Source organism: Streptomyces sp. 2131.1, from assembly GCF_900105515.1.
Lineage (GTDB): Bacteria > Actinomycetota > Actinomycetes > Streptomycetales > Streptomycetaceae > Streptomyces > Streptomyces drozdowiczii.
The window spans coordinates 1419654-1443441 of the sequence record NZ_FNSY01000001.1 but is presented as its reverse complement, the minus strand read 5'-3'; the positions used below and the strand labels follow the sequence as shown (position 1 = coordinate 1443441).

Sequence of the window (23788 nt, the reverse complement as noted above, 5' to 3'; positions counted from 1 at the left end):
GCGTCGTGCGCCCGCACCGCACACTGCTGCGGTCCCGGGACGGCATCGGTCACGTCCAGCTCGACTGGGCACCGGCACCGGGCACGGCCGGTTACGTCGTACTCCGCGCCGACCACTACGAGGGCCCGTACGCACCGCTGCACCCCAGGCCGGTCCTGCCGCCGTACGCGGACACGCACGCCGAGGCCGGGCGCGGCTACTGGTACCGGATCGCACCGAGGACCGCCGAAGGCCCGCAGCCGCCCCTGCCGGGCCCGGTACGCGGCTGCGCACTCGCCCCGGGCAGCGAACCCGCCCACGTAAGGGTGCGGTTCGACGCCGGCACGCCGCACCGCCCCGCGCGCCTCAGCGGCGACGGAGCCCGCGCCCTGGTGACCGCCACGGCCGCCGTGACCGCCGCGGACGACGGCGCGATCGAGGTACGCCTGGTCAACGCCGCCCCCGACCGGCCCGGCGCCGCGCCGGTCCCGGTACTGGGCCGCCGCGTCACCGTCGAGATCGCCGGGCTCGAACCCGGCGCGCCCTACCGGCTGCGCGCCGACGGCCCCGGCTGCGAACCCACCGCGTACCCGGCCCCCGACGGGCTCGTACGCGCCACGCTCGTCCTTCCCCTGCCGGGCCGCCGTACCCTGCGGCTCGCCCGCGACCGGACCCACCCCGCACCCGCCAAGGAGGCATCCGGGCCATGAGCACCAACGGCACTCAGGGGCAGCGCCCCTCCCTCGTCTTCTTCATGACCGACGACCACGCCGTACCGGCCATCGGCGCCTACGGCAGCGTCATCAACCGGACCCCGGCCGTCGACAGGCTGGCCGACGAAGGCATGCGGTTCGACAACGCCTTCTGCACCAACGCGATCTGCTCGCCCGCCCGGGCCTCCCTGCTCACCGGCACCTACAGCCACGTCAACGGCATGACGACCCTGGAACAGGAGGGCCAGAAGTTCGACGCCACCCAGCCCTCGTTCCCGGAGATGCTCCAGGACGCCGGCTACCAGACGGCGATCGTCGGTAAATGGCACCTCGGCCACGGCGGAAAGTCGGACCCGGTCGGCTTCGACCACTGGGAGGTGCTGCCCGAGCACGGCGTCTACCACGACCCGTCGTTCGTCACGCGGGACGGCGAGCGGCAGTACACCGGTTACGTCACCGACCTCATCACCGATCTCGCCCTGAACTGGCTCGACCGGCGCGACCCCGACCGTCCCTTCGCCCTGTTCATCCAGCACAAGGCCCCGCACCGCGCCTTCGAGCCCGCCGAACGCCACCGGCACCTGTACGAGAACGTGGACATCCCGGCCCCGCGCACCCTCCACGACGACTACAGCGACCGGGCGAACGCCGCCGCCGAGGCCGCGATGCGCATGAGCGACCTGCAACCGCACGACCTCAAGGCACCCGTCCCCGAAGGGCTTGACGAGCGCGAGGAGCGCGAGTGGCGCTACCAGCGCTACATCAAGGAGTACCTACGGGTCGTCGCGGCGCTCGACGAGAACGTCGGCCGGGTCCTGCACTACCTGGACACAACCGGCCTGGACCGGGACACGGCCGTGGCGTACACCTCGGACCACGGCTTCTACCTGGGCGAACACGGCTGGTTCGACAAGAGATTCATGTACGACCCGTCGATGCGCATCCCCCTGGTGGTGCGCTGGCCGGGCGTCACCCCGCCGGGCAGCAGCTGCGACGAGCTCGTGATCAACGTGGACTACGCGCAGACCATCCTCGACCTCGCCGGGGTGGAAGCGCATCCACGGATGCAGGGCCGCAGCCTCGTCCCGCTGCTCAGGGGTGAACGGCCGGACGACTGGCGGCAGTCGATGTACTACCGCTACTTCGAGCACCTGGACGTCTGCCACAACGTGCAGGCCAGCTACGGAGTCCGCACCCGCACCCACAAGCTCATCCACTACCCGGGCCACGGCTCCGGCCAGCCGGGCGCCAGGAACGAGACCCGGACACCCGAGTGGGAGCTGTTCGACCTGACCGCCGACCCGGACGAGCTGCGCAACCGGTACGACGACCCCGCGTACCAGGACCTCGTCCGTGAACTGACCGCCGAACTGGCCGCGCTGCAAAGGCAGTACGGGGACACTCCCGGCTGAAGTACGGCTGCCGCCCCCGCCCCGGACCGCGGCAGGGGCGGGGGCGGAACCGCTCAGCCCGCGTCGAGCGCGAAGACGCCGAAGCCGAAGCCCTCGGCGCGGATACGGCCGTCCGCCACGGTCACCCCGCGCGCCTCCACGGCGGTGACCCGGCCGACCGGGGCGGCGGTCCCGGCCGCCTCGGAGCGCGGGTTGACCACGACCAGGTACCGCCCTCCCCGCACGTACACCAGTGGATACCCGTCGTGCAGCACCTCCGTGGAGCCGCCGCTGCCCAGCTCCGGGGTGGCCTTGCGCAGCGCGATCAGGCGCCTGACCAGGTGGAGGAGGGAGCCCTCGTCGGCGCGCTGGGCGGCGACCGTCGGACGGGCCGGGTCCGGGTCGACCGGCAGGTAGAGGGCGTCGGCGGGCGCGGTCGAGAAGCCCGCGTTCGGCGAGTCGTCCCACTGCATGGGCGTACGAGAGCCTGCCCGGTCGTAGCGCGGACCCAGCCGGCTGCCCTCGCGGGTCGGCGTGCCCGGCACGTACCGCATGCCGATCTCGTCCCCGTAGTAGATCGCCGGCAGCGTCGCCCACGTCAGCTGGAACGCGAAGGCGGCGGGCAGCTGTTCGGCGGTACGCGGGCCCGTGGCGAGCCGGGAGAAGTCGTGGTTGGACGTGGGCAGCGAGATGAACCCCGCGTCCCCGATGATCTCCGTGGCCTCGCGCCAGGCATCGAGGAAGGTGGCGAAGCCGCCCTGGCCCCCGGCACCGAAGTAAGGCTCCAGCGGCTCCCACGGCTCGCTGACCGTGCCCTCCCAGTTGTTCCACAGCGACCGCAGAGGCAGCCCGTCGCCGCGCGGGCCGAACTGCAGGAAGAAGTCCGCGTGGAAACCCGCCGGGACCGAGACCTGCGGGTCGCCCCACTCGGAGAGCAGCGCCGCGCTCGGGTGCGTCCGGTCGAGCCAGCCGCGCAGTTGCGTCCAGAGCTTCGCCGTCTCCGCGTGGCCCGGGTCGTCCTTGACCAGCGAGGCGGCCATGTCGACCCGGAAGCCGGACAGGCCGACGCCCAGCCAGTGGTCCATGATCTCGCGCAGCGCCTGCCGGTTGGCGCGCGGCCCCTCGGCGTCGACGGGCAGCCGCCACGGCTCCGCCGGGTCCGTGCGCGCGTGCCCGAAGTTGAGCGCGGGCTGCGACTCGAAGAAGTTCGGCTGGTAGAAGCCGGACCGGCTGCCGGGCGAGGCGACGAACCCGGGCGGCGCCTGCTCCGTGTCCGCCCAGATGAAGCGCTGGTCGGCGGGGTCGTTCGCGGAGGCCCGGAACCAGGGGTGCTGGTCGGAGGTGTGCCCCGCCACCAGGTCGAGCAGCACGCGGATACCCCGGCGCCCGGCCGCCTCGGTGAGCCGGGCCAGGTCCTCGTTGGTGCCGTAGCGCGGGGCGACGTTGAGGTAGTCGGCGACGTCGTACCCGGCGTCGTCGAACGGCGAGACGAAGCACGGGTTGAACCACACGGTGTTCACGCCGAGCCACTGGAGATGGTCGAGCCGCGCCTCGATCCCCGCGAAGTCGCCGATCCCGTCACCGTTGGAATCGGCGAAGGACTGCGGGTAGATCTGGTACAGCACGGCGTCGGCGAGCCATTCGGCCGCCGGACGGGGGGATGGCATACGGATTCCTCCGGTACGGGGATGGGGTGGGGCGGGTTCCTTTGCGGGCACGGGTTCAGCGGGACGTCAGGGGCGGCTCGACCACGGCGCGCACCGGCAGGTGATCGCTCGGCGCCACCGCACCCGGCAGCAGCGCCGACGCCTCCCGCACCCTGGTCCCGCGCGAGGCGAGGATCCAGTCGATGCGCGGTCCGCCCGCGACCGGCGGGCGGTAGTCGTGGAAGGTGCCGTACGCGGGACCACGCTCCTCCGCGCTTTCCCAGGTGTCCGCCAGCGAGCCCTTCGCGAGCAGCACGCCGTGCACCTCGGGGTCGTCCGCCGGGGTGTTGAAGTCGCCGGTGAGGACGACGGGCAGGCCGGGCGCGAGCGCGTCGAACCGCTCCGCGAGCAGCTCCGCCGCGCGGGCGCGGGCGTAAGCGCTGACATGGTCGAGGTGCGTATTCACGGCGAGGAAGACCCCTCCGGTGACCAGGTCCCGGAAGCGGATCCAGGTCGCCATGCGCGGGCAGGCGCCGCCCCACGTCTCGGACGCGGGCACCTGAGGCGTGTCGGAGAGCCAGAAGTCCCCGTGCTCCAGGGCTTCGAGCCGCTCGCGGTCGTGGAGGACGGCCATGTGCTCGCCCTCGCTGTTCCCGTCGCGCCCCCGGCCGGTCCTGGCGTAGCCCGGCCCGAGCGCGGTGAGCACGTCGTCGATCTGGTGCGGGCGCCCCTCCTGGGTGCCGAGCAGATGCGGCCGCTCGGCCCGCAGGACCGCCGCCACCGCCTCCCGGCGGGCCCGCCACGGCCGGGGCGAACACTCCCAGTCCACATGGAGGTTGAAACTCATGACGTGCAGGGCCGACGCGCCGTTGGCCATGGATGCCTCCCGTGCCGAGTCATCGATCCTGTCACGAGGGGCCATGACTCCTTGCCCCCTCGCCTGAATGCGCTTACATTTCTGCTGCGAGCGACGTTAGCCCTCGCTGTTCCGTCCGGCAAGGACCCCGCTCACCTCCTGCTTTCCGCCACGAAGGACCCGACATGCTCCGATCGCACGACGACAAGGTCAAGGAACTCCTCGGCCGGATGACGACAGAGGAGAAGCTCGGCCAGGTCCAGCAGCTGACCTGGACCGGGGACACGGGGCCCGGCGGTGGCCAGACCAAGGAGATCGAGGCGCTGGCCCGGGCCGGGCGGCTGGGTTCGGTACTGAACCTGCACGGCGCGCAGTGGACCAACGACCTCCAGCGCCTGGCCGTCGAGGAGTCCCGGCTCGGCATCCCGCTGCTCTTCGGCTTCGACGTCATCCACGGCTTCTGGACGACCTTCCCGATCCCGCTCGCCCAGGCGTCCGCCTTCGACCCGTCCGTGGCCGAGACCGACGCCCGGGTGTCCGCAGCCGAGACCCGCTCGCAGGGCGTGCGCTGGACGTTCTCCCCGATGATGGACGTGACCAACGAACCGCGCTGGGGCCGCATCGCCGAATCGAGCGGTGAGGACCCGTACCTGAACGCGGTCCTCGCCGTGGCGAAGGTACGCGGCTACCAGGGGCCCGCCGACGGCTCGGGGCTCCGGTCCCAGGAGCGCGTCGCGGCCTGCGCCAAGCACTTCGTGGCCTACGGCGGCGCCGAGGGCGGCCGGGACTACAACACCGTGGACATCTCCGAACAGCGGCTGCGCAACCACTACCTGCCGCCGTTCAAGGCCGCGCTCGACGCGGGCGCGGCCACGGTGATGGCCGCGTTCAACACGGTGGGCGGCGTCCCCGCGCACGCCAACAGCCACACCATGAACACCATCCTCAAGGGGGAGTGGGGCTTCGACGGCTTCGTGGTCAGCGACTACACGGGCGTCATGGAGCTGGTCGCGCACGGGTACGCCGAGGACGCCGCCCACGCGGCCGAACTCTCCCTCACGCACGGCCTCGACATGGAGATGGTCTCCACCCACATCGCGGACCACGGCCAGGAGCTGCTCGACGCGGGCCGCATCACCATGGACCGGCTCGACGACGCCGTCACCCGCATCCTGCGCCTGAAGTACGCCCTCGGCCTCTTCGACGACCCCTACACCGACGAGGCCGCCGAGATCGCCGCCCCCACCGCCGAGGCGCGCGCCGCGGCCCGGGAGGCCGCCGCCCGGTCGATGGTCCTCCTGAAGAACGACGGGGCGGTGCTGCCCCTGAAGCCCGGCGGCTCGATCGCGGTGGTCGGCCCGCACGCCGACTCCACCGACCAGCACGGCACCTGGGCGGGCCCCGGCCGGCTGGTGTTCGACACGGTCGGCGTGCTCGACGCGATCCGTGCTGCCGCGCCCGGCGTCGACGTCCGGCACTCCGGCGGCGACCCCGCCATGGCCGCGGCCGCCGCCTGGGCGTCCGACGTCACCGTGATCGTGGTCGGCGAGGACTCCGCGATCAGCGGCGAGGCCGCGTCCCGCAGCGAGATCGACCTGCCCGCCGGCCAGCAGCAGCTGATCGAGGCCGTCGCCGCGACCGGCAAGCCCTTCGTCGTCGTCCTCGTCAACGGCCGCCCGCTCACCGTCGGCGGCTGGATCGACAGGGCACCCGCCGTCCTGGAGGCCTGGCACGCGGGCAGCGAGGCGGGGCACGCGGTCGCGGACATCCTCTTCGGCGCGGTCAACCCGGGCGGCAAGCTGCCGGTGTCCTTCCCCCGGACCGTCGGCCAGATCCCGGTGTACTACAACCGGGAGGCGACGGGCCGCCCCTACGACGAGGCGGAGAAGTACGTCTCCAAGTACCTGGACCTGCCGGACGGCCCCCAGTTCGTGTTCGGCCACGGGCTGAGCTACACCACCTTCACCACCGGTGAGCCCGAGCTGAGCCGTACGGAGATCGCGGTGGACGCCCTGGAGCGCGGCGAGAGCGTCGAGGTCACGGTGTCCGTCAGCAACACGGGCGACCGCACCGGCGACGAGGTCGTCCAGCTGTACATCCACGACGTCGCGGCGGGCATCGTCCAGCCGGTGCGCAGGCTGCGCGGCTTCGAACGCGTCACCCTCGCCCCGGGAGAGGAGCGCCGCGTCCGCTTCACGCTGGGCGCGGAGGACCTCGGCCACTGGACCAACGACCCGTCGGGCACGTACGTCCTGGAGCGCGGCCGTATCGACGTCTACGCGGGCACCAGCTCGGCGGCGACCGCGCGGCAGAGCCTGCGGCTGGTGTGACGCCGCCGCGCAGGCGCGGTCCGAGGGCGGGCGACGGGGGTCTCCGGGGATGATCCGAGGCCGGGCGACGGCGGTCCCCGGTGGTGACTAGTCCCATGGGCATGTCATCTCAAGGACGCAACGCCGGAGCCGCGCTCTGCATCGTGCTGGCGGTGCTCAGCCTGATCACTGCCGGATCTTCGGCGCGGTCGCGATGGACGCGGCCTCGCGGGTCTCCGACGAGACGGTCGTCGGGACCAGCGGCTCGCTCAGCCCCTTCGAGGACGCCGACTGCGCGCCCAAGCAGGAGGGCACACCGCCCGACCAGAGCTTCCAGAAGTGCTACTTCGAGCACATGGCGGAGACCGACAGGAACGCGGCGCTCTGGGAGCGGGAGATCGCGGTCCGCCAGTCGAAGACACAGGTCAAGGGCTACCTGGCGATCGTCTTCGGCCTGGTGGGCGTGGCCTTCGCGGTCTTCGCCGCCGTCCCCGCGGGCGCCGGGCGCCCCGAGCCCACACCGACGGCGCCTGCCGCGCCGCCGTCGGTGTGAGCCGAGGTCAGGAGACGCGCTGAAGGACCTGCGCGGAGGGCTCCTCGGCGGCGGGGGCGTCGCCCTCCCGCCGCAGCCGTTCCACCAGCTCCTTCAGCTCGACGTTGCGGCCGGTCGCCATCAGGTAGATCATCTTCAGGTCGCCGGAGAACGCCGCTCCGGGGTCGGTGAAGCCGATCGGTAGGTTCCGCTCGAAGACGAAGTGGCCGCTCCAGGCGAAGGCGAAGAACGCGCCGGGCGAGGCCGCGAGCAGCCTCGGGCGGCGACGGCGTACGGCGGTGGCCGCGAGGCCCAACGCCGCGGCCATGCCCGCCACATGCATCCAGCGGCTCGCCTCGCTGGTGTGGCCGCGCATGTAGTCCTCGAAGCGCTGGTCGAACTTCCTCATCCCCGCCCGGCGGCAGCGCGGTCAGGAAGTCGCCCCCGACCAGCCGAGCCATTCCAACGAAGGGCCCTGGGGCGGGCCTGGAACCCGGGTCGACCACCAGGCCGCACGGGGCGGCACCCGGTATGAAACGCCGAACCGCCGAGACGCGGGCGTCTCGGCGGTTCCTGGATGCCGGAGGCGTCAGACGCTCCAGATCTCCTTGATCGTCCTCACCTCGCCCCCGGCGCCCACGGTGATCTCGTAGACGTTGCCGAAGCAGCCGAACGGCGGCTCCACCTCGGGGTAGTCGTCGGTGGGGGCGCCGATCTCCTGGGCGTGGCAGCGGTCGATGTGCAAAGCCAGCTCCTCGTGGCCGACCCGCTTCCACTGGCCGGGGCCGTCCATCAGGGCCAGTTGCGCCTCGACGTCCTCGGGGAGGACGTAGTGCTTGACCGGGTCCGTCTCGTCGGCCCCGTAGATCCAGTCGTTGGGCGTGCAGTGCGGCTCGGCCACCGCCGCCTCGAAACCGCCGGAGTCGCGCATCAGCGTGACCTTGACCCGGGTGTGCCCGACGGGCAATTTCGGCGGCTTGCCGCAGTCCTCGCCGGAGTCGGAGGCTCCGGAAGCGGAGGCGGACGGCGTGGCGCTCGCCCCGGAGCCGGCCGGTGCCCCCTGCTCCTCGGAGTCGTCCGGCCCGCAGGCGGCGATGCCGCTCAGGGCGGCGAGCAGCGCCACCGCGCCGACGGCACGACGGGTTGCGATCATGTGCGTTCCCCCGCTGGTGACGGCCGGCCTAGTAGCCGGTGACGTACGTCCAGTCGCCGGTCTGCGAGTACGGGACGGCGACGTGGGTCCCCCAGCTGTAGCCGTTCGTGCAGTTGGAGGTGTTGAACGCCTTGACCACGAGGTCGCCGCGCCACCACCAGCCGCCGATGTTCGTCGTGCCGCCCGAGTTGATGGTGAAGCAGCCGAGGCTCTCCTCGCCGTTGTGGTTGTAGCCGTAGAGCTCGATCGAGTGCCGGACGCCGGGCGTCGCGTGGTCCGTGTACGAGATCTGCTGACCGCTGGAGCCGGCGGCGGCCGTACCGGCGCCCGCGAAGAGTCCGGCGGTGGCCAGGGCGAGGCCGCCGGCTGCCATGGCGGCGCGTGCGGCGATGTTCTTGGACATGGGAATGCCCCCCGTTGGGTCGATGTCATCGTGAATCCGGAGAACGTGCCGGTCTCCGGACGTTTCGTGATCAAGCTAGGTGATCACTTCAACGCGTCGACAACACCGGGCCAACGAGGGGCTCGCACCCGCCGATGCGCCTCCGCGCCTAGATGTCCCGGAAGATCTCGATCTGCGCCCCCACCGAGTTCAGCCGCTCCGCGAGCTCCTCGTAGCCGCGGTTGATCACGTACACGTTGCGCAGCACCGACGTGCCCTCCGCCGCCATCATCGCGAGGAGGACGACCACCGCCGGGCGCAGGGCCGGGGGGCACATCATTTCGGCGGCGCGCCAGCGGGTGGGGCCCTCGACCAGGACGCGGTGGGGGTCCAGGAGCTGGAGGCGGCCGCCGAGGCGGTTGAGGTCGGTGAGGTAGATGGCGCGGTTGTCGTAGACCCAGTCGTGGATCAGGGTCTGGCCGTGGGCCGAGGCGGCGATGGCCGCGAAGAAGGGGACGTTGTCGATGTTGAGGCCCGGGAAGGGCATCGGGTGGATCTTGTCGATCGGCGCCTCCAGTTTGGAGGGGCGGACCGTCAGGTCGACCAGGCGGGTGCGGCCGTTGTCCGCCGCGTACTCCGCGGTGCGGTCGCAGTCGACGCCCATCTCCTCCAGGACCGCGAGTTCGATCTCCAGGAACTCGATGGGCACCCGGCGGATCGTCAGCTCGGACTCCGTGACGACGGCGGCGGCGAGCAGGCTCATCGCCTCGACCGGGTCCTCGGAGGGGGAGTAGTCCACGTCCACGTCGATGTCGGGGATGCCGTGCACCGTGAGGGTCGTCGTGCCGACGCCGTCGACGCGTACGCCCAGCGCCTCCAGGAAGAAGCAGAGGTCCTGGACCATGTAGTTGGAGGAGGCGTTGCGGATGACCGTGGTGCCGTCGTGGCGGGCGGCGGCCAGCAGGGCGTTCTCGGTCACGGTGTCGCCGCGCTCGGTCAGCACGATGGGGCGGCCGGGCGTGACGGAGTGGTCGACGCGGGCGTGGTAGATGCCCTCGGTCGCGGCGATGTCCAGGCCGAAGCGGCGCAGCGCGATCATGTGCGGCTCGATCGTCCGCGTACCGAGGTCGCAGCCGCCCGCGTACGGCAGCTTGAAGGCGTCCATGCGGTGCAGCAGCGGGCCGAGGAACATGATGATGGAGCGGGTGCGGCGAGCGGCGTCCGCGTCGATCGCGTCCATGTCCAGCCGGGCCGGCGGCACGATCTCCAGGTCGGTGCCGTCGTTGATCCAGCGGGCGCGCACACCGATGGAGTTGAGCACTTCGAGGAGCCGGTAGACCTCCTCGATGCGGGCCACGCGGCGCAGCACCGTACGCCCCTTGTTGAGCAGCGACGCGCACAGCAGCGCCACACAGGCGTTCTTGCTCGTCTTGACGTCGATGGCGCCGGAGAGGCGGCGCCCGCCGACCACGCGCAGATGCATGGGACCGGCGTAGCCGAGCGACACGATTTCGCTGTCGAGTGCTTCACCGATACGGGCGATCATCTCAAGGCTGATGTTTTGATTGCCGCGCTCGATGCGGTTCACGGCGCTCTGACTGGTGCCGAGGGCCTCGGCCAGCTGGCTCTGCGTCCAGCCCCGGTGCTGACGGGCGTCACGGATGAGCTTGCCGATACGTACGAGGTAGTCATCTGACATGGCGAAAGGCTATCTCAGATATGAGATTGCACTCGCGTGGGGGTGTGCCGTTCGGGTGAGAGTGGTGTGCCGGACGCGGCAGGGGAGTGAAGGCGGTGCCCCGAAACCCCTCGCTTCCGTGTCCCGTCGCTCGTAGGGTCCCGCCTCATGGATTCCTCCGGCACGAGCGTGCTCTCCGTCAACATCGGCCGCCCACGCCCCAACCCGTGGAAGGGGCTGGGCGCGACCGGCATCGACAAGCGCCCGGTCGACGGGCCGGTCGCGGTGTCCGCACCCGGGCCGAAGGGCACCGGCGCGGTCGGGCTGGCCGGTGACCGCGTCTACGACGTGAAGCACCACGGCGGCACCGACCAGGCCGTGTACGCCTACGCGCGCGAGGACCTCGACGGCTGGGAGGCCGAACTGGGCGGGCCGCTCGCCAACGGGGTGTTCGGCGAGAACCTGACCACCCTGGGGCTGGACGTCAACGGCGCCCTCATCGGCGAGCGGTGGCGGATCGGGCCCGACGTCGTCCTGGAGGTCTCGTGCTCCCGGATCCCGTGCGGGACCTTCCAGGGCTGGCTGGAGCGGGACGGCTGGATCAAGCGGTTCACCCGGGCCGCCCTGCCCGGCGCGTACCTCCGGGTGATCGAGCCCGGCGCGATCCGCTCGGGCGATCCGCTGGAGGTCGTGCACCGGCCCGCGCACGAGGTGACCGTCGCGATGCAGTTCCGGGCCACCACCCTGGAGCCGGAGCTGCTGCCGCTGCTCGCCGAGGCCGACGCGCTGCCCGACGAGACCAAGGAGATGATCCGCCGCCGCACGGGCGCCACGCGGCCCGAACGGGGCGCCCGGACATGACCCGTCCGCGGTCATGTACTAGAGTTATCTCGACATCGAGATATATGCCGAAGGCGCACAGCGGGCACTGCGCGGTAAGGGTTACCTAACTAATCCTTGCCTTAGCGGATGATCCGGTGGTCCGAGGCGGCACCACGCGGCGCCCGCCGTGGTGAGGCGGCGCGGAGTTACGCGCACATTGATGAAGGAGACTGTCGTGTCGGCGAACAGCTTCGACGCCCGCAGCACGCTGCGCGTGGGCGACGAGTCGTACGAGATCTTCAAGCTGGACAAGGTCGAGGGCTCCGCGCGCCTCCCTTACAGCCTGAAGGTCCTGCTGGAGAACCTGCTCCGCACGGAGGACGGCGCGAACATCACCGCCGACCACATCCGCGCGCTCGGCGGCTGGGACTCCCAGGCGCAGCCCAGCCAGGAGATCCAGTTCACCCCGGCCCGCGTGATCATGCAGGACTTCACCGGTGTGCCCTGCGTCGTGGACCTCGCGACCATGCGTGAGGCCGTCAAGGAGCTCGGCGGCGACCCGGAGCGGATCAACCCGCTCGCGCCGGCCGAGCTGGTCATCGACCACTCCGTCATCGCCGACAAGTTCGGTACGAAGGAAGCCTTCGGTCAGAACGTCGAGCTGGAGTACGGCCGCAACAAGGAGCGCTACCAGTTCCTGCGCTGGGGCCAGACCGCGTTCGACGAGTTCAAGGTCGTCCCGCCGGGCACCGGCATCGTCCACCAGGTCAACATCGAGCACCTGGCCCGTACGGTCATGGTCCGGGGCGGCCAGGCGTACCCCGACACCCTCGTCGGCACCGACTCGCACACCACCATGGTCAACGGCCTCGGCGTGCTGGGCTGGGGCGTCGGCGGCATCGAGGCCGAGGCCGCGATGCTCGGCCAGCCGGTCTCCATGCTCATCCCGCGCGTCGTCGGCTTCAAGCTGACCGGCGAGCTCCCGGCCGGCACCACCGCCACCGACCTCGTGCTGACCATCACGGAGATGCTCCGCAAGCACGGCGTCGTCGGCAAGTTCGTCGAGTTCTACGGTGAGGGCGTCTCCGCCACCTCGCTCGCCAACCGCGCCACCATCGGCAACATGTCTCCGGAGTTCGGCTCCACCGCCGCGATCTTCCCGATCGACGACGAGACCCTGAACTACCTGCGCCTGACCGGCCGTGACGCCCAGCAGGTCGCCCTCGTCGAGGCGTACGCCAAGGAGCAGGGCCTCTGGCTCGACCCGGCCGCCGAGCCGGACTTCTCCGAGAAGCTGGAGCTCGACCTCTCCACGGTCGTCCCCTCCATCGCCGGCCCGAAGCGCCCGCAGGACCGCATCGTCCTCGCCAACGCCAAGGCCCAGTTCGCCCAGGACGTCCGCAATTACGTGGACTGCGTGGACGAGGCGGGCAAGGAGTCCTTCCCGGCCTCCGACTCCCCGGCCATCGGCGCCTCCGGCCCGACGAACCCGGTCACCGTCACCGCCCCCGACGGCTCCACGTACGAGCTGGACCACGGCGCCGTCACCGTCGCCGCGATCACCTCGTGCACCAACACCTCGAACCCGTACGTCATGGTCGCCGCGGCGCTCGTGGCGAAGAAGGCGGTCGAGAAGGGCCTGACCCGCAAGCCGTGGGTCAAGACCACCCTCGCCCCGGGCTCGAAGGTCGTCACCGACTACTTCGACAAGGCGGGCCTGACCCCGTACCTCGACAAGGTCGGCTTCAACCTCGTCGGCTACGGCTGCACCACCTGCATCGGCAACTCCGGCCCGCTGCCGGAAGAGGTCTCCAAGGCGGTCAACGAGCACGACCTGGCCGTCACCTCGGTGCTCTCCGGCAACCGCAACTTCGAGGGCCGGATCAACCCCGACGTCAAGATGAACTACCTGGCGTCCCCGCCGCTGGTCGTCGCGTACGCCATCGCCGGTTCGATGAAGGTGGACATCACCAAGGACGCCCTCGGCGTCGACCAGGACGGCAAGCCCGTCCACCTGGCCGACATCTGGCCCTCCGAGGCCGAGGTCAACGACGTCGTGGCGAACGCCATCGGCGAGGACATGTTCAACAAGTCCTACCAGGACGTCTTCGCGGGCGACGCCCAGTGGCAGGCGCTGTCCATCCCGACCGGCAACACCTTCGAGTGGGACTCCGAGTCCACCTACGTCCGCAAGCCCCCGTACTTCGAGGGCATGACCATGGAGACCTCGCCGGTCGAGGACATCACCGGCGCCCGGGTCCTCGCCAAGCTGGGCGACTCGGTCACCACCGACCACATCTCCCCGGCCGGTGCGATCAAGGCCGACACCCCGGCCGGTCAGTACCTCACGGAGCACGGCATCGAGCGCCGTGACTTCAACTCCTACGGCTCGCGCCGAGGCAACCACGAGGTCATGATCCGCGGCACGTTCGCCAACATCCGCCTGCGCAACCAGATCGCGCCGGGCACCGAGGGCGGCTTCACCCGCGACTTCACCCAGGACGGCGGTCCGGTGTCGTACATCTACGACGCCTCGCAGAACTACCAGGCCGCCGGTACCCCGCTGGTCATCCTGGCCGGCAAGGAGTACGGCTCCGGCTCGTCCCGCGACTGGGCGGCCAAGGGCACCGCGCTCCTCGGCGTCAAGGCCGTCGTCGCCGAGTCCTACGAGCGCATCCACCGCTCGAACCTCATCGGCATGGGCGTCCTGCCGCTCCAGTTCCCGGAGGGCCAGACCGCCGAGACCCTCGGCCTCACCGGCGAGGAGACCTTCTCCGTCACCGGCGTCACCGAGCTGAACGACGGCACGACCCCCCGCACGGTCAAGGTCACCACCGACACCGGTGTGGAGTTCGACGGCGTCGTCCGCATCGACACCCCCGGTGAGGCGGACTACTACCGCAACGGCGGCATCCTGCAGTACGTGCTCCGCAGCCTGATCCGCAAGTAAAGGCAACGGCAGTACGGCGAGAGGGCCGCATCCCCGGCGACGGGGGTGCGGCCCTCCGCGGTGTGCGGACGCGGACGGGTCCGGGCGGCCATGCGTACACCGGCGGATGCCGGGCACGTGGAAGTCAGCTTCCCGAACTTGTCGGACAGCGGTAGAAGAGGAGTTGTCGTGTCATTTCTGTGGGCCATCATCGCGGGACTCATCATCGGCCTGCTGGCCAAGCTGGTCGTTCCCGGCCGCCAGCCCATCCCCCTGTGGCTGACCGTCCTGCTCGGTATCGTCGGAGCGATCGCCGGCAACGCCCTCGCCACCGCCTTCGGGGTGCGGGACACCGGGGGCATCGACTGGATCCGGCACATCTTCCAGATCGGCGTCGCCGCCGTACTCATCGCCTTCATCAGCCCCATGTGGGCCCGACGACGCGCCTGACCCCCCCCGCACACACGCACACACGGAACGCCCCGCCCGGCCGCGAGAAGCGGCGGAGCGGGGCGTTCGCCGTGCGGTCAGACCCGGTGCGCCTCGATCAGCGCCCGATACCAGCGGTAGCTGTCCTTCGGGGTGCGCTCCAGGGTTTCGTAGTCGACCCGGACGATGCCGAACCGCTTCGCGTACCCGAGCGCCCACTCGAAGTTGTCCAGCAGCGACCACACGTAGTAGCCCCGCACATCGACACCGGCGTCCATCGCCGCCCGGAGCGCGGTGAGATGCGTACGCAGGTACTCCACCCGGTCCGCGTCCCGCACCGCCCCGTCCGCCTCCACGGTGTCGTGCTCCGCCGAGCCGTTCTCCGTGATGTGCACCGGCGGCAGCGCGTCCCCGTAGGTCTCCTTCAGCGCGGTCAGCAGGTCGGTGAAGGACTCCGGGACGACCGGCCAGCCCATCGCCGTCCTCCGCACCTGCGGGTACTCCGTCTCGGCGTACCGGTTGTCGGTGGCGACCCGCAGCGCGGGGTCCGGCTCGCGGTGCGGGGCGTCGGCCACCACGATCGGCCGGTAGTAGTTGATGCCCAGGAAGTCCAGGGGCTGGGAGATCAGGTCCAGGTCGCCCTCGCGCCGGAAGTCCTGCCCGGTGATCAGCTCGCCCCAGGTGTCCTCCTCGGTGGCCGGGTAGCGGCCCGCGAGGATCGGCTCCGTCCACACCAGGTTGTGCTGGGTGTCCGCGCGGACGACCGCGGCCCGGTCGGCGTCCGTCGGGGCGGCCGGCACATTGCGGTCCAGGTTGAGCGTGATGCCCGCCTCCCGGACCCCCGCCGCGCGCAGGGCCTTCATCGCCAGGCCGTGGCCGACGAGCAGGTGGTGCGCGGCGGCCAGCGCACCGCGCCCCTCCTTCGCGCCCGGCGCGTGCCGGCCGACGGAGTAGCCGAGGAAGGCGCTGCACCACGGTTCGTTGAGGGTGATCCAGCGCGGCACCCGGTCGGCCAAATGCTCGGCCACGATCGCCGTGTACTCGCCGAACCGCTCGGCCGTCTCCCGTACCCGCCAGCCGCCCCGGTCCTCCAGGGCCTGTGGCAGGTCCCAGTGGTAGAGAGTGGCGGCCGGCTCGATGCCCGCCTCCAGAAGCTCGTCCACCAGCCGGGAGTAGAAGTCCAGGCCCTTCGGGTTCACCGCGCCGGATCCCTCGGGCAGGATGCGCGACCAGGCGATCGAGAAGCGGTACGAATCGACGCCCAGCTCCCGCAGCAGCGCCACGTCCTCCCGGTAGCGGTGGTAGTGGTCGCAGGCCACGTCGCCCGTGTCGCCGCCGTCCGTCTTCCCGGGCGTGTGGCTGTAGGTGTCCCAGATGGACGGACCTCGGCCGTCCTCCCGCGCGGCGCCCTCGATCTGGTACGAAGCGGTGGCCGCGCCGAAGACGAAGCCGGGCGGGAACGTCGGGAACTCACTCATGCATACCCCTACTTGACGGAGCCGCCGGTGATCCCGGCGGCGATGTACTTCTGCGAGAGGACGAGCAGGACCGCCGCCGGCACCGCGGACAGCACCGAGGCGGCCATCACCGAACCCCAGTCGCCGACATGGGCGCCGATGTACTGGTAGATGCCCAGCGTGATCGGCTTGACGTCGTCCGTGGTGTTCAGCGTCAGCGCGAACATGAAGTCGCTCCACGCGTAAAGGAACGAGAACAGCCCGGCCGTGATCAGCGAGTTGCGGCTCATCGGCAGCACGACCTGCACGAACGTACGGAAGCGCCCGGCCCCGTCGACCTCGGCCGCCTCGATGACCTCGCGCGGGATGGCGACCATGAACGACCGCATCAGGACGATCGCGAACGGGATGCCGAGCGAGGCGTCGGCCAGCATCAGACCGGCGTACGAGTTGACCAGGCCGAGGTCCACGTACGCGCTGTACAGGGCGTTGGCGATGACGATGCCCGGCACCATCTGGGTGATCAGCGTGCCGAACACGATCGTCCGGGTGCCGCGCAGCTTGAACTGCGCCAGCCCGTACGCGGCGGGCGCCGAGATCGCCAGGCAGATCGCGACCGCGCCGAGCGCCACGGCGAGCGAGGTCAGCAGATTGCCGCCCTGGTCCGTGAGCGCCGAGCGGAAGCCCGACAGGTCCAGGCCGTGCGGGACGGGGTCGACCTCCAGCAGCCCGGACTCGGGCTGGAGCGCGGTGTTCACCATCCAGTACAGCGGGAACAGCATCACGCACAGCACCAGGATGCCGAAGAGCATGGCGCCCCAGCGCCGCTTCGGCCGGCCGGTGGTGGGCGTGGGGGCGGCGGGGGTACGCACGGAGCTCGCCATGCCGGTCACTTCCCCTCGTTGCGGTTGGCCCGCAGGTAGAACACCGCGAAGACGGCGGAGATCAGGATCAGGATGTTGCCGACCACGGCGCCCGCGCCGAAGTCCAGCTGGACGAAGGAGTTCTGGTACGTGAGGGTGCCGAGGGTCTGGGTGGAGTCGGCGGGGCCGCCGTCGGTGAGGGCCAGGATCAGGTCGAGGATCTTGACCGTCGACATGAAGCCGAGCACGAGCACCACGGTGATCACCGGCCGCAGCATCGGCAGCGTGATCGAGCGGAACGACCGCCAGGCGGACGCGCCGTCCAGCGAGGCGGCCTCGTACAGCTCCTTCGGGACCTCCTGGAGGCCGCCGTAGAGGATCACCATGTTGAACGGGATACCGATCCAGATGTTCACCAGGATCACCGAGATCAGCGCCATGCTCGTGCTGGTCAGCCACGGGGTGTCGCCGCCGAGGCCGATCGTGCCGAGGAAGGAGTTGAGGACGCCGGTGTCCTGGTCGAGGATGCGCCGCCAGACGACACCCGAGACGACCATCGGCACCAGCCACGGCAGCAGGATCAGCGACCGCAGCACGCCGTTGAGCGGGAAGCGGCGGGTGAAGAAGACCGCCAGGCCCAGGCCGATGCAGAACTGGCCGATGAGCGAGCCGATGGTGAACAGGATCGTGTGCCACAGGGCCTTGCCGAAGAGCTCGTCGTTGAAGACCTTGCTCCAGTTGTCCGTCCCGTTGAACGGGGACTCGCCCGTGAAGAAGGTGGACGGCGAGTAGTCCTGGAAGCTCATCACGATGTTGCGGACGAGCGGATAGCCGAAGAACAGCGCCATGAAGATCACGGCGGGGGCGATGAAGCCCCACTGGGCGAGCCGCCTGCGGCGCCGCACGCGGCCCGGGTTCGGCGGCTTCGCGGTCTTCTTCGTGAGGGGCGCCGCGGCGGCGGTGGTGGTCGACATGGTTCGTTACCTCAGTTCCCGCTCGTCGCGCGCTTCTGGGCGCGGGCGAGGGCGGCCTCGCTGGACTCGCCGGTCAGGGCGGACTGGAACGCGCTCTGGAGCGCGAGGGACACGGACGACCACCGGGCACCGAGCTCGGCGGTACGGGAGCGGGCGGTGGCGACCTGGTCGGCCAGGGCGTCCAGCTCCGGCACCTTCGTACGCCACTCGGCGGCGGCCTTGGCGTTGGCCGGGACCATCCAGCTGTTCAGCGCGTAGGTGATCTGCTCCTGCTCGCCGGACATGCAGCCGATGATCTTCGCGGACATCTTCTCCCGCTCCTCGTCACCGGTGTTGGGCACGGTGAGTACGCCGCCGCCCAGCGGGCCCACCGAGTCGTCGCCGGCCTTCGGGACCGGGATCTCGGCGATGCCCCAGTTCAGCCCCTTTTTGGAGTTCAGGGTCTCCACCTGCCAGGGGCCGTTGATCATCATCGCCGCGTTGCCCGCCATGAACTGGTCGTTGACGTCGGCCTGGGTCCAGTTGACCGTCGACTTGGACAGCGAGCCGTCCTTGAGGAGGCTCTTCCAGTAGTCCAGCGCCCCGGCCACCTCGGGGGTGTCGAGCTTCTTCTCGTCGCCGCCGTTGGACCACATGAAGGGCGTGAACTGGAAGACGCCGTCCTCCGCGCCGCCCGCGCTGAGCGCCAGACCGTACTGCCTGCCGTGCGTGAGCTTCTGCGCGGTGTCGCGCATCTCGGCCCAGGTGGTGGGGACCTTCAGGCCGGCCTTGTCGAGGGTGTCCTTGTTGTAGAAGAGCGCCAGCGTGTTCACCGTGCGGGCGGCCCCGTAGTACGTGCCCTCGTACGAGCCGAAGTCCACGATCCCCTCTGGGATGTCCTTCGTGGTCAGCCCGAGGTCCTTCAGCGGGATCAGCCCGCCGGCCTCGGCGAACGTCGGCATCTCGGAGGCGTCCAGCTGGAGCACGTCCGGCAGGGACTTCGACGACGCCATCCGCAGGGCCTTCGTCATCACCTGCGCGGCCGGGACGCTCTGCTGCTCGATGGTCACCCCCAGCTGCTTGCCGCACCGGGCCAGCGTCTGGGCGTCCCACCGGTGGTAGGACTCGTCGGTCGAGGAGTTGAGCACGGTGTAGACGTCAGGGTCCCGCTGCTGGCCGCAGCCCGACAGGACCGCACCGCCGATCAGCGCGGAGACGACGGTGAGCGGGACGGCGACCCGTGGGGTGAAGCGGTTCGACATTCAGCTGCCTCTTGTCGGCAAGGGCCCGGGCGGCTGCGCTGCCGTCCGACCGATTTGTTTGCTGCCAGTACTAATACGGCATGCGGTCGTCCGTTTTCTAGACCGTCCTGGTGACGTGCACGTCACACAGGGGCAACATCCCCGGTCGCAACGGGTCTCCGGGCCGGTCTCCCGACGGATTCAAAGGTTCCGGCCGGCCAGTCGAAGCGCTTCGACAAAAGTTTGTTTTGTGTACGATCAAAATCAGGACCCCACAGGAACGGACCCCCCATGAAGTTCACCGACGGCTTCTGGCAGATGCGAGACGGAGTCCACGCCTCGTACGCCACCGAACTCCGCGACCTCCGCCTCGACGACGGCGGCCTCACCGCGTACGCCGCCGTCCAGCGCGTGACGCGCCGCGGGGACACGCTGAACGCGCCCCTGATCACCGTGGAGGCGTACGCCCCCGCCGAAGGCGTCATCGGGGTCCGCGTCACCCACCTGGCGGGCAAGCGCCACCCGGGCCCGGACTTCGCCCTGCCCGGCGCGACCGGCGATCCCTCCGCCGCCACCCGCGAGGACGGCGCCGCCGCCGAGCTGACGAGCGGACCGCTCACCCTCCGCGTCCCCGCCGACGGAGGCTTCGGGCTCGAATTCCGGGACGCGGACGGCCGGCTCCTGACCGCCGCCGGACGCAAGGGGACCGCCTTCGCCACCACCGGCGACGGCACCCACCACATGGTCGCCCAGCTCGCGCTCGGCGTCGGCGAGAACGTCTACGGACTCGGCGAGCGGTTCACCCCGTACGTCAAGAACGGCCAGGCCGTCGACATGTGGCAGGCGGACGGCGGCACCAGCAGCGAGCAGGCGTACAAGAACGTCCCGTTCTACCTCTCCTCGCGCGGGTACGGAGTCTTCGTCAACCACCCCGGCAAGGTGTCCTTCGAGGTCGGCTCCGAGGCGGTCGGCCAGGTGCAGTTCAGCGTCGAGGACCAGACGCTGGAGTACTTCGTCGTCGCCGGGCCCACCCCCAAGGACGTCCTGTCCCGCTACACCGCGCTCACGGGCCGCCCGGCCCTCCCCCCGGCCTGGTCCTTCGGACTCTGGCTCACCACCTCGTTCACCACCTCCTACGACGAGGCGACCGTCACCTCGTTCGTGGACGGCATGGCCGAGCGCGGCATCCCGCTCTCCGTCTTCCACTTCGACTGCTTCTGGATGCGCGAGTACCAGTGGTGCGACTTCGAGTGGGACCCGGCCGTCTTCCCCGACCCGGAGGGCATGCTCGCCCGGCTCAAGGACAGGGGCCTGCGGATCTGCGTCTGGATCAACCCGTACATCGCGCAGAAGAGCCCCCTGTACGCGGAGGGCGCGGACAGGGGCTACTTCGTCCGCACGCCGGACGGCGACGTCTGGCAGTGGGACAAGTGGCAGGCGGGCATGGCACTGGTGGACTTCACCAACCCCGAAGCCACCGCCTGGTTCCAGGGCAAGCTGGGCACGCTCCTCGGCCAGGGCGTCGACGGCTTCAAGACGGACTTCGGCGAGCGCATCCCCACCGACGTCGTCTGGCACGACGGCTCCGACCCGGAGCGCATGCACAACTACTACACGCACCTGTACAACAAGGCCGTCTTCGAGCTCCTGGAGAAGGAGCGCGGCCAGGGCGAGGCCGTCCTCTTCGCCCGGTCCGCCACGGCCGGCGGCCAGCAGTTCCCCGTCCACTGGGGCGGCGACTGCTGGTCCTCCTTCGAGGCGATGGCGGAGTCCCTGCGCGGCGGTCTGTCCCTGAGCCTGTCCGGCTTCGGCTTCTGGAGCCACGACATCGGCGGCTTCGAGGGCACCCCGGACCCCGCCGTCTTCAAGCGCTGGCTCGCCTTCGGGCTGCTCTCCTCGCACAGCCGGCTGCACGGCTCCTCGTCGTACCGCGTGCCGTGGGAGTTCGGCGACGAGGCCGTCGAAGTCGCCCGGCGCTTCACGGAGCTCAAGCACCGCCTGATGCCCTACCTGTACGGGGCGGCCGTCGAGGCCCACCGCACCGGCGTCCCCGTCATGCGCCCGATGCTCCTGGAGTTCCCGGACGACCCGGCCGCCCGCACCGCCGACCGGCAGTACATGCTCGGCCCGGACCTCCTGGTCGCCCCCGTCTTCAGCGAGGACGGCGAGGCCGAGTACTACGTCCCCGAGGGCACCTGGACCCATCTGCTCACCGGCGAGACGGTCACCGGCCCCGCCTGGCACCGGGGCACCTACGGCTTCGACAGCCTCCCGCTGCTGGTCCGCCCCGGCGCGGTCCTCCCGCTGGGCGCGGACACCTCCCGGCCCGACGGCGACTGGACGGACAACCTCCAGCTGCGCGTGTACGCCCCCGAGGGCACCGGCGACCTCCACCGCACGGTGACCGTCCCCGGCCTCACGGGCGGGCCCGCCGCCACGTACGAGGTGGTCCACGAGGGCGGCACGCTGCGGGTCACCGCCGACACGGACCGGCCGTACGAGGCGGTGACCGTCACGCCCGGGGTGACCGCTCCCGCGATCTGACCCAGGCGGTGAACGCCTCGACCGCGTCCACCACCGCGTCGAACCGCAGCGAGTGGTACAGGTCGAAGGCGTGGTTCCCGCCCCGAAGCTCGGCGTACACGACCGGGCTCTCGGACGCGTAGCGCAGCCTCTCGGCCACCTCGCGGATGCCGGCGGCCGGCACCAGCGGGTCCAAGTCGCCATGGACGATCAGCATGGGCGGCGCGTCCGGCCGGGCACGGCCCAGCGGGGACGACTCGGGGCCCTGGTGCCAGTACGGGCCGAGGAAGCCGTTCAGCACCACGAGCCCGGTGACCGAGGTGTCGGCGTCCTCGAAACCCGGCTGGAACGCGGGGTCGTTCGGCGTCAGTGCGGCGATCGAGCCCATGTGGCCGCCCGCCGAACTGCCCGCCACGAACAGGGTCGAGGGGTCGGCACCGTACTCGTGGGCGTGCTCCCTCGCCCAGGCGATCACCCGCTTCAGGTCGATCATGTGCTCGGGATGCCGGACCTGCGGCTTCAGCCGGTAGTTGGCGCTGATGGTCACCCAGCCCCGGCTCGCCAGCCGGTACAGGAGCGGCAGCGACTGGCTGTTCTTGTGGCCGCCGCTGTAACGGGTGATGATCAGCATGGAGCCGCACTCCGCGACTGTGTACGACAGATCGAGTGCGGCAGTTCGGATGACCGGCAAGGCTCCCGAGTAGCGTGACTGCGACGAGATACATCTCGATCAGCAGCCGGGGAACCTGGCTCGGTGCGCTTCACAGCCCAGCCCTCGATAGGTAGTGGTCAGATCGAAAGAGCTCAATGAGCGTTTTCAGCGTTGTCTCTCCACGGTGAGGACGGCTTTGGTGATGACGCTCATGCGGTTGGGGCCGATGCGCGATCTGCGGAAGATCTGCCAGGTCTTCAGCCGTGCCACGCCGCGTTCAACGGGTGCCCTGGCTGCGGACAGGGCTCGGTTCCTGGTCCGCTGGGTGAGGGTGAGTTCGCCCTTGGGCGGTCGGCGCTCGGCGGTGGTGGCTAGGCCATGTCGGCGAGGACCGGGATGCCCTGGCGTTCGCAGATCCGGAGGATCTTGTGGGTGCGGGCGGCCGTCAGGTCATGGGTGCTGCCTGGCAGTGACGGCGACAGCCACCTAGGCGTGGGCGATGCCGACGGATATCCAGCGCACGGCGGTGCGACGGAAGTTTGCACCGCCGGTCACCCTCGCGGGTGGAGATGAGCCTCGTGACCCACTTGACCAGGGCGTGGGGCAGGTCGAGTGCGGCAGGATATGTAACCAACAGGGCTCCTGTTGCTGCTGAGTCGAGACGTCGAACATATCCCTCAACGGCACGGTAACCCTGTCCGTTGCGCACTCTGCCCACACACCGCCCCGTCGCCCAATCAGTGGCCACACTGAAAACGCTCAATGACTCAGCGCCGAACCAGCTGCGACCCATTTATTCCGATATAAAGGTCGAAGACATGTGGCGGCAGCATAATAATGGCATGTCCTTATGTGAACCTCAAATCTTGCTCAAGTCCATTGCTGGCTCCACCGTATCTCGGCAGACTCGCCACAAGATTTCCCACAATCGTGGGAATGGATTTAAGGAGTCATCGATGACTGCGAGTACACTCCTTCCCGCCCAGTCCGAGGCTGAACTGTCGGACTTCGACCTGGAGCTCCAGATCGCAGTGGCGGACGATGCGCCGCTGACCCCCGTTGCCGGCTTCACGCGGCTCACCTGCGCGACTTCGACCTATAGCACGGGAATCCTCGGGTGCGTGACTCCCGACATGGGCCCGACCTGTTGCGCATGATATCTCTCTGAGACACCAGATGATGTGCCGGGCCGCCAACGCGGCCCGGCACATCATCTGCTCCGAATCATGCTCAGCCGGCGTGAGAGTGCGCTTCCTGATCGAACACCCAGGCAATCTCTT

19 protein-coding genes and 1 pseudogene are annotated in these 23788 nt (G+C 70.2%); 8 read left to right on the top strand and 12 right to left on the bottom strand.

Features of this window, described 5'->3' with window-relative positions; genetic code table 11:
* The first annotated feature begins 5 nt into the window (after nucleotides 1-5).
* Nucleotides 6-689: a hypothetical protein gene (locus tag BLW14_RS06405; protein WP_256332700.1), complete on the top strand. Its 684-nt coding sequence runs from the start codon at nucleotides 6-8 to the stop codon at nucleotides 687-689.
* Complete coding sequence (locus tag BLW14_RS06400) at nucleotides 686-2104, top strand: sulfatase family protein (RefSeq protein ID WP_093705203.1); 1419 nt, start codon at nucleotides 686-688, stop codon at nucleotides 2102-2104. The genes BLW14_RS06405 and BLW14_RS06400 overlap by 4 nt, the downstream gene beginning before the upstream one ends.
* Before the next feature lie 53 nt (nucleotides 2105-2157).
* Here BLW14_RS06400 and BLW14_RS06395 read toward each other — a convergent pair whose 3' ends face one another.
* Both BLW14_RS06395 and BLW14_RS06390 read right to left on the bottom strand, forming a co-directional pair.
* A complete protein-coding gene (locus tag BLW14_RS06395; protein WP_093705201.1) occupies nucleotides 2158-3750 on the bottom strand; it encodes an alpha-amylase family glycosyl hydrolase in 1593 nt (530 codons plus the stop codon).
* A gap of 55 nt (nucleotides 3751-3805) precedes the next feature.
* On the bottom strand, nucleotides 3806-4651 hold the full coding sequence (locus tag BLW14_RS06390; RefSeq protein ID WP_256332699.1) for an endonuclease/exonuclease/phosphatase family protein: 846 nt from the start codon (nucleotides 4649-4651) through the stop codon (nucleotides 3806-3808).
* Between the two features lie 119 nt (nucleotides 4652-4770).
* Here BLW14_RS06390 and BLW14_RS06385 point away from each other — a divergent pair, with 119 nt between their 5' ends.
* Both BLW14_RS06385 and BLW14_RS06380 read left to right on the top strand, forming a co-directional pair.
* On the top strand, nucleotides 4771-6915 hold the full coding sequence (locus BLW14_RS06385) for a glycoside hydrolase family 3 N-terminal domain-containing protein (protein ID WP_093705197.1): 2145 nt from the start codon (nucleotides 4771-4773) through the stop codon (nucleotides 6913-6915).
* A 193-nt stretch (nucleotides 6916-7108) separates the two neighbouring features.
* Nucleotides 7109-7447 carry a hypothetical protein gene (locus tag BLW14_RS06380; protein WP_093705195.1) on the top strand — a complete coding sequence of 113 codons (339 nt, stop codon included), beginning with the start codon at nucleotides 7109-7111 and terminating at the stop codon, nucleotides 7445-7447.
* Between the two features lie 7 nt (nucleotides 7448-7454).
* On the opposite strand, the gene BLW14_RS06375 is transcribed toward BLW14_RS06380, so the two are convergent.
* The 4 genes from BLW14_RS06375 to BLW14_RS06360 form a co-directional block, all read right to left on the bottom strand.
* Entirely contained in the window at nucleotides 7455-7835 is a 381-nt protein-coding gene (locus BLW14_RS06375) for a DUF962 domain-containing protein (protein WP_093705193.1), read from the bottom strand.
* A gap of 180 nt (nucleotides 7836-8015) precedes the next feature.
* Nucleotides 8016-8579 (bottom strand): hypothetical protein, encoded by a 564-nt coding sequence (locus BLW14_RS06370; protein ID WP_093705191.1) that lies wholly within the window; start codon nucleotides 8577-8579, stop codon nucleotides 8016-8018.
* A gap of 28 nt (nucleotides 8580-8607) precedes the next feature.
* Nucleotides 8608-8982 (bottom strand): hypothetical protein, encoded by a 375-nt coding sequence (locus BLW14_RS06365; protein ID WP_093705189.1) that lies wholly within the window; start codon nucleotides 8980-8982, stop codon nucleotides 8608-8610.
* Nucleotides 8983-9130: 148 nt separating this feature from the next.
* Entirely contained in the window at nucleotides 9131-10660 is a 1530-nt protein-coding gene (locus BLW14_RS06360) for a helix-turn-helix domain-containing protein (protein ID WP_018523598.1), read from the bottom strand.
* A 147-nt stretch (nucleotides 10661-10807) separates the two neighbouring features.
* Between BLW14_RS06360 and BLW14_RS06355 the strand changes: the two genes are divergently transcribed.
* From BLW14_RS06355 to BLW14_RS06345, 3 genes are all read left to right on the top strand, one after another.
* A complete protein-coding gene (locus BLW14_RS06355) occupies nucleotides 10808-11500 on the top strand; it encodes an MOSC domain-containing protein (protein ID WP_093705187.1) in 693 nt (230 codons plus the stop codon).
* Between the two features lie 196 nt (nucleotides 11501-11696).
* Nucleotides 11697-14411 carry an aconitate hydratase AcnA gene (acnA, locus tag BLW14_RS06350; RefSeq protein ID WP_093705185.1) on the top strand — a complete coding sequence of 905 codons (2715 nt, stop codon included), beginning with the start codon at nucleotides 11697-11699 and terminating at the stop codon, nucleotides 14409-14411.
* A 168-nt stretch (nucleotides 14412-14579) separates the two neighbouring features.
* Entirely contained in the window at nucleotides 14580-14840 is a 261-nt protein-coding gene (locus tag BLW14_RS06345) for a GlsB/YeaQ/YmgE family stress response membrane protein (RefSeq protein ID WP_073966161.1), read from the top strand.
* Between the two features lie 77 nt (nucleotides 14841-14917).
* Here the strand turns inward: BLW14_RS06345 and BLW14_RS06340 are convergent, their stop codons facing one another.
* The 4 genes from BLW14_RS06340 to BLW14_RS06325 are packed head-to-tail and all read right to left on the bottom strand — an operon-like array spanning nucleotide 14918 to nucleotide 19354.
* A complete protein-coding gene (locus tag BLW14_RS06340; protein WP_093705183.1) occupies nucleotides 14918-16297 on the bottom strand; it encodes a GH1 family beta-glucosidase in 1380 nt (459 codons plus the stop codon).
* Between the two features lie 8 nt (nucleotides 16298-16305).
* Nucleotides 16306-17160 carry a carbohydrate ABC transporter permease gene (locus BLW14_RS06335; RefSeq protein ID WP_093710657.1) on the bottom strand — a complete coding sequence of 285 codons (855 nt, stop codon included), beginning with the start codon at nucleotides 17158-17160 and terminating at the stop codon, nucleotides 16306-16308.
* Between the two features lie 5 nt (nucleotides 17161-17165).
* Nucleotides 17166-18113 carry a carbohydrate ABC transporter permease gene (locus BLW14_RS06330; RefSeq protein WP_093705181.1) on the bottom strand — a complete coding sequence of 316 codons (948 nt, stop codon included), beginning with the start codon at nucleotides 18111-18113 and terminating at the stop codon, nucleotides 17166-17168.
* A gap of 11 nt (nucleotides 18114-18124) precedes the next feature.
* Nucleotides 18125-19354, bottom strand: coding sequence for an ABC transporter substrate-binding protein (locus BLW14_RS06325; protein ID WP_093705179.1), 1230 nt, complete (start codon nucleotides 19352-19354; stop codon nucleotides 18125-18127).
* Between the two features lie 270 nt (nucleotides 19355-19624).
* On the opposite strand from BLW14_RS06325, the gene yicI reads away from it, so the two are divergent.
* Nucleotides 19625-21877 (top strand): alpha-xylosidase, encoded by a 2253-nt coding sequence (gene yicI, locus BLW14_RS06320; RefSeq protein ID WP_093705177.1) that lies wholly within the window; start codon nucleotides 19625-19627, stop codon nucleotides 21875-21877.
* Here yicI and BLW14_RS06315 read toward each other — a convergent pair.
* Nucleotides 21846-22487, bottom strand: coding sequence for an alpha/beta hydrolase (locus BLW14_RS06315; protein ID WP_256332697.1), 642 nt, complete (start codon nucleotides 22485-22487; stop codon nucleotides 21846-21848). The two genes, yicI and BLW14_RS06315, sit on opposite strands and share 32 nt — an antisense overlap.
* Nucleotides 22488-22673: 186 nt before the next feature.
* Nucleotides 22674-23142 (bottom strand): annotated as a pseudogene (locus BLW14_RS06310) (transposase family protein).
* Between the last annotated feature and the right edge of the window lie 646 nt (nucleotides 23143-23788).

Bases quoted from the DNA above. Each gene is read 5' to 3' on its own strand.
- BLW14_RS06360 (WP_018523598.1), bottom strand. From the start codon at position 10,660: ATGTCAGATGACTACCTCGTACGTATCGGCAAGCTCATCCGTGACGCC.
- yicI (WP_093705177.1), top strand. From the start codon at position 19,625: ATGAAGTTCACCGACGGCTTCTGGCAGATGCGAGACGGAGTCCACGCC.
- BLW14_RS06385 (WP_093705197.1), top strand. From the start codon at position 4,771: ATGCTCCGATCGCACGACGACAAGGTCAAGGAACTCCTCGGCCGGATG.
- BLW14_RS06380 (WP_093705195.1), top strand. From the start codon at position 7,109: ATGGACGCGGCCTCGCGGGTCTCCGACGAGACGGTCGTCGGGACCAGC.
- BLW14_RS06365 (WP_093705189.1), bottom strand. From the start codon at position 8,982: ATGTCCAAGAACATCGCCGCACGCGCCGCCATGGCAGCCGGCGGCCTC.
- BLW14_RS06330 (WP_093705181.1), bottom strand. From the start codon at position 18,113: ATGTCGACCACCACCGCCGCCGCGGCGCCCCTCACGAAGAAGACCGCG.
- BLW14_RS06390 (WP_256332699.1), bottom strand. From the start codon at position 4,651: ATGGCCCCTCGTGACAGGATCGATGACTCGGCACGGGAGGCATCCATG.
- BLW14_RS06315 (WP_256332697.1), bottom strand. From the start codon at position 22,487: ATGCTGATCATCACCCGTTACAGCGGCGGCCACAAGAACAGCCAGTCG.
- BLW14_RS06340 (WP_093705183.1), bottom strand. From the start codon at position 16,297: ATGAGTGAGTTCCCGACGTTCCCGCCCGGCTTCGTCTTCGGCGCGGCC.
- BLW14_RS06335 (WP_093710657.1), bottom strand. From the start codon at position 17,160: ATGGCGAGCTCCGTGCGTACCCCCGCCGCCCCCACGCCCACCACCGGC.
- BLW14_RS06370 (WP_093705191.1), bottom strand. From the start codon at position 8,579: ATGATCGCAACCCGTCGTGCCGTCGGCGCGGTGGCGCTGCTCGCCGCC.
- BLW14_RS06400 (WP_093705203.1), top strand. From the start codon at position 686: ATGAGCACCAACGGCACTCAGGGGCAGCGCCCCTCCCTCGTCTTCTTC.
- BLW14_RS06355 (WP_093705187.1), top strand. From the start codon at position 10,808: ATGGATTCCTCCGGCACGAGCGTGCTCTCCGTCAACATCGGCCGCCCA.
- BLW14_RS06375 (WP_093705193.1), bottom strand. From the start codon at position 7,835: ATGAGGAAGTTCGACCAGCGCTTCGAGGACTACATGCGCGGCCACACC.
- BLW14_RS06395 (WP_093705201.1), bottom strand. From the start codon at position 3,750: ATGCCATCCCCCCGTCCGGCGGCCGAATGGCTCGCCGACGCCGTGCTG.
- BLW14_RS06325 (WP_093705179.1), bottom strand. From the start codon at position 19,354: ATGTCGAACCGCTTCACCCCACGGGTCGCCGTCCCGCTCACCGTCGTC.